This is a genomic window from Streptomyces sp. KL116D (assembly GCF_030766975.1).
Taxonomy (GTDB): domain Bacteria; phylum Actinomycetota; class Actinomycetes; order Streptomycetales; family Streptomycetaceae; genus Streptomyces; species Streptomyces longispororuber_A.
Genome location: NZ_JASERH010000148.1, coordinates 44,202 through 51,473 on the forward strand (window position 1 = coordinate 44,202; position 7,272 = coordinate 51,473).

Annotated in this window: 6 protein-coding genes and 5 pseudogenes; 3 read left to right on the forward strand and 8 right to left on the reverse strand. The window is 71.5% G+C overall.

The annotated features are described in order from the left end of the window. Positions 1-6: 6 nt before the first annotated feature. The 4 genes and pseudogenes from RBJ77_RS58455 to RBJ77_RS58470 all read right to left on the reverse strand — a co-directional run bounded on the left by RBJ77_RS58455 (position 7) and on the right by RBJ77_RS58470 (position 3,301). Positions 7-321, reverse strand: a complete 315-nt coding sequence (locus RBJ77_RS58455; RefSeq protein ID WP_372352375.1) for a hypothetical protein — start codon at positions 319-321, stop codon at positions 7-9. A gap of 744 nt (positions 322-1,065) precedes the next feature. Further along, a pseudogene (locus RBJ77_RS58460) lies at positions 1,066-1,191 on the reverse strand (hypothetical protein); the annotation flags it as partial. Between the two features lie 869 nt (positions 1,192-2,060). Then, positions 2,061-2,400: pseudogene (locus RBJ77_RS58465) on the reverse strand (chorismate mutase). A 12-nt stretch (positions 2,401-2,412) separates the two neighbouring features. Then, positions 2,413-3,301: pseudogene (locus tag RBJ77_RS58470) on the reverse strand (AraC family transcriptional regulator). Between the two features lie 248 nt (positions 3,302-3,549). Between RBJ77_RS58470 and RBJ77_RS58475 the strand changes: the two are divergent. Both RBJ77_RS58475 and RBJ77_RS58480 read left to right on the forward strand, forming a co-directional pair. Next, the gene (locus RBJ77_RS58475) at positions 3,550-4,116 is read left to right on the forward strand and encodes a beta-galactosidase (RefSeq protein ID WP_372352382.1); all 567 of its coding nucleotides are present in this window, start codon (positions 3,550-3,552) and stop codon (positions 4,114-4,116) included. Between the two features lies 1 nt (position 4,117). Further along, positions 4,118-4,318, forward strand: a pseudogene (locus tag RBJ77_RS58480) (beta-galactosidase); the annotation flags it as partial. A gap of 96 nt (positions 4,319-4,414) precedes the next feature. On the opposite strand, the gene RBJ77_RS58485 reads toward RBJ77_RS58480, so the two are convergent. Next, complete coding sequence (locus RBJ77_RS58485) at positions 4,415-4,708, reverse strand: hypothetical protein (protein ID WP_372352389.1); 294 nt, start codon at positions 4,706-4,708, stop codon at positions 4,415-4,417. Between RBJ77_RS58485 and RBJ77_RS58490 the strand changes: the two genes are divergently transcribed. Then, positions 4,701-5,195, forward strand: a complete 495-nt coding sequence (locus RBJ77_RS58490) for a hypothetical protein (RefSeq protein WP_372352383.1) — start codon at positions 4,701-4,703, stop codon at positions 5,193-5,195. The genes RBJ77_RS58485 and RBJ77_RS58490 overlap by 8 nt on opposite strands. A 291-nt stretch (positions 5,196-5,486) precedes the next feature. Here the strand turns inward: RBJ77_RS58490 and RBJ77_RS58495 are convergent, their stop codons facing one another. The 3 genes and pseudogenes from RBJ77_RS58495 to RBJ77_RS58505 all read right to left on the reverse strand — a co-directional run bounded on the left by RBJ77_RS58495 (position 5,487) and on the right by RBJ77_RS58505 (position 7,246). Beyond that, positions 5,487-5,717, reverse strand: coding sequence for a hypothetical protein (locus RBJ77_RS58495; protein WP_372352390.1), 231 nt, complete (start codon positions 5,715-5,717; stop codon positions 5,487-5,489). Positions 5,718-5,770: 53 nt separating this feature from the next. Further along, positions 5,771-6,265 (reverse strand): annotated as a pseudogene (locus RBJ77_RS58500) (hypothetical protein); the annotation flags it as partial. Between the two features lie 483 nt (positions 6,266-6,748). Continuing rightward, the gene (locus RBJ77_RS58505; RefSeq protein WP_372352384.1) at positions 6,749-7,246 is read right to left on the reverse strand and encodes an endo-alpha-N-acetylgalactosaminidase family protein; all 498 of its coding nucleotides are present in this window, start codon (positions 7,244-7,246) and stop codon (positions 6,749-6,751) included. Between the last annotated feature and the right edge of the window lie 26 nt (positions 7,247-7,272).

Sequence of the window (7,272 nt, forward strand, 5' to 3'; positions counted from 1 at the left end):
CCGGAGTCATACCAGCCGCGGATGACGTCGGCGTACTGGGCTGGCGTCGATGAGGGTGGCGGACGGCGGTGAGGCGCAGGCCGGGGCTGCTGCCGTCCTCGGTGCGGCGGAGCAGGTCCTCGCACAGGGTGGTGAGAGGGTGAGGGCGGCGGGCAGCTCCGCGGGGGTGCGTAGGCGGTCGGCGACCTGGGTGTGGGCGAAGGTGAGGACGCCCTCGGACGGGCGAGGTCGCTCTCCTCGGCGAGGTGGGGCGCCGGCGGTCTCCAGGTAGGCGGCGGGCTCCAGCTGGCCGTCGTGACCAGCGTCGCGCAGCGTGTTCACAGCAGGGCGCGGGTGAGGCGGGTCGGGGATGCCGGAGAGGCCGCGCAGGGGCCGCTTCTCGGAGGCGGGGTCGAGGCGGATCTTGGCGTAGGTGAGGTCCTGGTCGTTGGGGACGATCAGGGCGGGGCGGGGGCCGTGGAAGGTGCGGCCCGGCGTGGCGCGTCGACGTCCGAGGCGCTCGCGCAGGACGAAGGCGCGGCCGTGCAGCGGTCGCGGTCAGACGCACAAGAACGGCTGCTGCTCTGTAGCGCTGCTGCCCTGCTGGAATCGACGGTAGAGTCGCAGGTGGTGCACGGTGTCGGCACCCGGGCAGTAGGCATATCGACCCGGTGGCGCGCAGCCAGGCGTCGGCAGCAGGCGTGGACGTCGCGGTCGGCGGAGGCGCCGGAGGCCAGCGAGTCGTGATGAAGTCGGCGAGGGTGGCGGTGTGGCGAGGCCTAGTGGCGCTGGAAGTGGATGCTGATCCCGGCGAGGAAGTCGCTCTCGCCGAGCCAGGTGTACGAAGCTGGCGCAGGGGCGCGGAGCGCGCGCACGGCGTAGGAGGCTCCTGTCGAAAAGTTGAGGGAGGGCAGAGTGCAGTGCCCCTCGGCGGCTTCGGGGGCGACGGGGTGGAGTGGAGGCGCTGGTCCGCGTCGTAGCAGGCCTTGCGGGCGGCGCCGAGAGTCGGCCAGGTGTCGGTGAAGCAGGTGGCTTTCGGTGAGGGTCCTGGTAGCCCATGTACTCGGCGAACGGCTCGTTCAGCCAGATGTCGTCCCACCAGCGGAGGTGTACGAGGTCGCCGAGACCGCCATGTGTGGAGCCATCTCGTGCGCGACGACCATGGCGCAGGTCTGCCGCTCGGCGTCGGTGACGGCCGAGCGGTGGACGCAGCCCGTCGCGGAAGGTGACGAGGTCCGTTCTCCATCGCTCCGGCGTTAGAACCCGCGGGACGAACGCCTGGTCGTAGGAGTCGAAGGGTAGGGCTCGGTGAACTTCTCACGTGAAGTAGCGGTCGAAGCACGCGCGCGTGATGCCGAGGATCTCCCTCGGCGTCGGCGTCGAGGTGGGGCGCGAGGAGCGGCGGCAGTGCAGGCCGAAGCGCGGCGCTCGGTGCGGACGGAGTGCCAGGGGCCGGCGGCGACGGCGACCAGGTAGGTCGACAGGAGCGGGGTGGTGGCGGCTCGCTGCGCTTCCCCTCCCCAGGTGCTCGGTGACGCTGTTGGCGAGGACCGTCCAGCCTTTCGGGGCGCGGTGACGGTGTGAGGTCGAAGAGCGCCTTTCAGGTCGGGCTGGTCAGCGCGACGAAGACGCGCTGGACGTCCTCCATGAACAGCTGCGTGTGGGCAGTACGTCTCGCCGTCCGGTAAGGGTCGGTGAAGCGGTGCATGCCCTCGCCGGTGTGCAGTAGCGCATGGCAGTGTCGGCGACGAGAAACTCGTGCGGGCCTTCAGTGAGGCCAGTGAGCAGCAGTCGGTTGCCGTCGAGGGCAGTGGGGTCAAGGGCTGCCGTCGAGGGTGACAGGCGCAGATCGGCGGGCTTGAGCTCGACGAACGTGTCGCCACCTGCGGCGCGCGCGCGGTGAACCGATCACGGTGCGGGAGTCGAAGGTGTCGGCGCCGCAGGTGAGGTCGAGGTCCACGCGTACCGCTGGACGTCGATGAGCCGGGCTCGGAGTCTGCGCTTCGTCGCGCGTCAGTACGCATGGGTTCATGCTGCCTCGATGGCACTGGACATCGGGACAGGGCTGCTGGCCCGTGGGGTCAGCGTCTCGCGTCCTCGGCGATCTGCTCGTGGTGGCGGATGACCTTCGCTGATGATGAAGTTGAGGAACTTCTCGGCAGAAGGCAGGGTCAGGAGTTTGGCGTTCTCGGCGAGCTGGCGCAGGCGCTCGATCTGGCGGGCCTCGCGCCGGGGTCCGCCGGGGGCAGTGCGTGGTGGGCCTTGAGGTGGCCGACCCGCTGGTGCGCTGAAGCGCTCGGCGAGCATGTGGACGACGGCGGCGTCGATGTTGTCGATGCTGTCGCGCAGGCGGCCGAAGTTCGGCGCGTACCCTCCGGGTCGACGGCCGGCTGTTCCGCAGGGCGGCTTGCTGGTGGTCATGACGGGATCAGCCTACGTGGAGCATGGGCGGGTCGTCGGTCGGGGATCTTGAGCGGACCAGCCGCCGGGTGCCGCGCGGCCCCTGCTGCTCGCGGAAGCGGACGGGGGCAGTACCGACGCGGCGGAGTGAAGAGGCGGGTAGAAGCAGGCGGGTCGTCGTAGCCGACGCGGCGAACGTGGCGACGGCGGCCACGGGAGTTCGGTGGCGGCGAGGAGTTCCCATATGGCGCGGCCGAGGCGGATGCCGAGGAGGTCAGTCCTGAGCTGCAGCCGGCGCCGCAAAGGCGGACGGCGGTGCGCAGGTCGGCGGGGGTCATGCATGCCGGGCGGCGTGTTCGGCGGCTGGACAGCGGCTGGAAGAGCGTCGCGAGCGAGGGCCTGGAGGATCGAGGTCGCAAAGTCGGGGCCGCGTCGGCGCAGGCGCGGCGCAGGGGCGAGCGAGGGTTCGTGGACAGCAGCACCAGTCTCCGGCACTCAGGAAGAGGTGCCCGCAGCAGGCAGCACCAGGCAGTGCAGCCAGCACAGCAGCACCAGGCCTGAAGCAACGTCAGAGAAGGCACAACAAGGCCAGTCAGAGTTCAATGTAGTCGAGTTCGGCGTACGTGGTGGTGGCCGGGCCGGTGAAGTCGACAAGCCTCGTCCCAGCCGGTCAGTCGGGTCCGTAGTGTAATGGCCGGGGTGAGCCAGATGAGGCGGGTGCGGTGACGGTGGCGCGGCGGCCCTGGGCGTCCGGTACCAGCCGCCGCCCGCGGTGACGACGACGGCGACGTGGTGGTCGAGGGTGCGCGGTCCGGACGGTGGGCGGCAGCCCGTGCTGGAGTCGCCGAGGCAGACCAGGCCGAGGCGGTGGTGGCGGGCTGGGTGTGAAGTACCGCATCCAGGTGGTGTGGTACGTGGACATGTGTCTCCCGTGGTGCTTTCAGGTCGGCGTCCCCGTCCAACACCAGCCGACTCCATGGACCCCGTCTCGCCCGCCAGAGGTGATGGTGGCGATGTGGGTGATGCGCCGTCAGGCAAGAACACGTAGATGGCCGAGTTCAGGGTGGGCGAGGACGACTACAGGTGGACGGGCGGCCGGTGCGGCATTGTCGGTGCCGCTCTTCCGGGTGCGAGGAGCAGTGGGCGCATCGGCTGCGGATGCTGAAGGCGATGGGTCTGAACTGTGTGGAGACCACCGTCCCGTGGAACCTGCACGAGCCGCGTCCCGGTGAGGTGGCCGACGTGGCGGCGGTGGGCCGGTTCCTGGGCGCGGCGCAGGAGAGGCGCCAGAGGCATGGGTTGATCGCGGCCAGGTCCCATCTGTGCCGAGTGGGGAGAACGGTGGGCTGCCTCGCACTGGCTGACAGCAGGTCCCCTGGGGTCGCCGGATCCGTACGCGTGACGCGGAGTTCCTCGCGCCGCCGTGGAGCGCTGGTTCGGGGTGCTGCTGCCGTACATCGTGGAGCGGCAGGTGGACCGAAGGGCGGCCCGGTGATCATGGTGCAGGTGGAGAGCGAGTACGGCAGTTACGGCTCGGACCATCTCTACCTGCGGGCGGTCGCCGATCTGCTGGTCGAGCTCGGGGTGACGGTGCCGCTGTTCACGTCGGACAGGCCCGGGACCACATGTTGTCAGGGGGTTCGGTGCCGGGGTCCCTTTGCGACGGTGAACTTCGGCTCCCGCGCGCGCGCGAGGGCTTCGCGACGCTGCGCAGGCACCGTGCCAAGGGTCCGCTGATGTGCATGGAGTTCTGTGCGGCTGGTTCGACCACTGGGGTGCGGGACCACGCCGTGCGGGACGCGCGGCGGAGGCGACCGACGCGCTGCGGGAGATCCTGGGTGCGGTGCGTCGGTCAATCTGTACATGGCGCACGGGGGACGAGTTTCGGGGCTGGGCGGGCGCGAACCGGGGCGGCGGGGCGTTGCACGACGGACCGCTGGAGCCTGATGTGACGTCGTACGACTACGACGCGCCGATCGACGAGTTCGGCCGGCCCACCGGAGAAGTTCTGGCTGTTCCGGGAGGTGCTGGGCCGCTACGCGCGGAGCCGGTGCCGGACGTTCGCGGGCGCCCGCGGCTGCTCGGGGCGCCGGTGGAGGCCGAGCTGACGTCGTTCACGCCGCTCGACGGGGTCCTGGCGGCGCTGGGCGGCCCCGAGTCGGAGTCGGCGACGCCGCCGTCGTTCGAGGCGCTGGACGTGGGACCGTGGTCTGGTGCGGTACGCGGTGACGGTGCCGGGACCGCGGCAGGCGTAATCCCGCTGCGGGCGGCCGGGCTGCGGGGACATCGCCGTGGTGTACGTCGACGGGGAGCGGGCCGGTGTGCTCACGGAGGCGGGAGCCGGAGCTCGCGGAGCCGGTGGCGGGCGGCACGCGCGTGGAGCTGCGTGGGCGGAGTCGCTGGGCCGGGTCAACTACGGGCCGCGTACCGGGAGCCGAAGGGCATCACGGGCGGTCTGCTGCACGAGCGGCAGTTCCTGCACGGGGTGCGGGCGCGGGGGCTGCGTCTGGACGCGTTCGTGCCCGAGCGGGCGGCGGCGCTGCGCTTCGGAGGGGCCGGGCGAGGGGCGTGCGGGCCCTGTACCGTTCGTTCGAGGTGGCCACGGCGCGGGGACGCGGCGCTCGGGCTGCCGGGGCTGGGCGCGGGGGTTTCATTGTGCGAACGGGTTCTGTCTGGGCCGCTACTGGTCGGCGGGTCCGCGGGAGGCGTTGTACGTGCCGGGTCCCGTGCTGCGGGAGGGGACGAACGAGTGTGGGTCCTGGAGACCGACCGGGCGGCGCCGAGCCGTGGTGCGGTGCGCTGGCGCCGGGCCCTGAGGGGTCGCGGGTGGCGGAGGGGCCGGTCCCGGGTCGCGGGACCGGCCCCTCGTGTTGTTCGGTGGGTCAGTCGAGTCGGTCACGGTGAGACCGGTCGATGACGACCGCGCCGCCGTCGGAGGGCGTTCGGGGTCGGTCCCACCCACGCGTCGCCCTGTTCGGGCGCCGTGAACTCGTAGGTGAACTCGGCGGTGCCCGAGGTGGTCCCCGGCAGCCCGTCCGGCGCCTCCACCCGCCCCCCGAAGGGCCGGTGACGCGACGGCCGCGGGCGGGGGCCGTCCCCGCGGTCGCTCAGCCTGTGGTGACCTCGGTGACCTCGAAGGCGTCCAGGGCGAATTCGGCGGTGCCGTGGTCGCCGGTCTTGCGCAGCCCCACCCAGGCCTCGCCCTCCTCGGGTGCGGTGAACTCGTAGGCGAGGGTGGCCGGGTTGGGTGGCGACCGGCGGAGTCCGTGCGGTCCAGCTCGCGCGGTCCGGGTGCGTCCACCGCGGCGATCCAGGCGCGCTGGCCGGCCAGCTCGCACTCGTAGCGCAGGCGGACGCGGTACCGCTTGCCGGGGGCGAAGCGCGCGGTGTGCGGGACGGTGCGGTGGACGAGGCCCGTGTTCTCGCCGCGCGACTTCAGGGACTGGGTGCCGTCGATGACGTCGTCGATCGCCTTGCCGTTCCAGCCGCGCTGGGTGAAGGGCGCGTGGCGTTGCGCGATGTGGGTGCGCAGGTCGGTGGCGCCGCCCGCGTCGCCCTTCACGAAGGGGCCCCGGCCCTGCGGCACGTGCTCGAAGTCTCGCTGACCAGGGTTCGGAGGCGTGGTGGGCCTGTCGGCCCGCACGATGCGCACGATTGTCAGAAGCGGACGCGCCGGCCGGCGGCGGCAGCGCCTCAGGAGCGAGTGACAGGGCCCGCCGCCCTCAGACGGTGAAGTACGTGAAGAGGCGCTGGAAGCGGGTGCCGTGCTTGCAGTCGGCGGCGTGGTGCCTGCGGTGGACGTCTCGGTCGGTTGGCCCGCGGTGACGCCGTCGGCGGGTGCGGACCTCAGGGTGGCCGTGGGTCTCCCCGCTGACGCCGACCTCATTATTCGACCTGGACGGACGCGGGCGTAGTCGCCAGGCGCAGGCGGGCGAGCCGCGCTGGGGAGACGGAGGCCCGGCGGGCCCGCGCCGATGACGGTTCGTGGTCGCCGAGGGCGCGTTCGGTCGCGGGCCGGAGACAGGTCCAACCCTTCAGGGCCGGAGTTGAAGCCGGGGTCGTACAGGGCGTGCCCTCTCTCCCACTGCGGCGCGCGGTCAGTCAGTGCGCGTCTTAGCCAGACGACGTAGGGCTGATCATCGGCGTCCAGCGTCACCTTGCCACCCACCACCGACACGTAGGAGACGAACACCCGCCCCTGATCGGTGAGCCGGTACAGGGCGACCCGGTTCCTGCTGGCCCACGCGCGGAAGGGCCCAACTCGTCGTGCCGCCTTGGGGTGTAGTGGTACAGCTTCGCCCGGATCGGTGGCCTTGCGGGGCTCCCAGGGCGCTTAGTGGTGCCGCCGTCGTACGCAGGCGGCTGTCGGCTAGTGATGCGGCGGGTGCGCGATCCCGCGTCGCTGACGCTGGTCCTCGTGGCGCCCGGAGAACGTGATCTCGTGCTCGCCCCACGTCTTGACCGGTTGCGCCTGGAGAGGTACTTGGCGGGGCAGCGAGGTCCGTCCAGATGAGGCGGTAGAAGGACGACCGGTCGGTGCTTGCCGGTCCAGCCCTCGTGGTTGCCCATGCGGAGCTGATGCCCAGGAGGGTGGGCCGCTTGTCGGCGAAGACACATTGTCCTTCTGGTGGTGGCGGATGAAGCGGATCAGTTTGCGAGTTGATGCCGCGCGACGTGTCAGGGCCGTAGTCGGTCTCGGTGGCCCCAGATGCGACCACAGGGCGGACCGCTCGAAGCCGTGGCCCCATTCGGTGGTGACGTTCCAGCCCTGTTCGCGGAAGGTGCGCTGGAGGCGGTCGGAGGTCAGCCGGACTCGCGGAACACGTCGATGTAGAAGTGTTGGGCCCGGGTCCGTGTCGCGGCGCAGGTCGGCGAAAGCGCTTGACGTGTCGC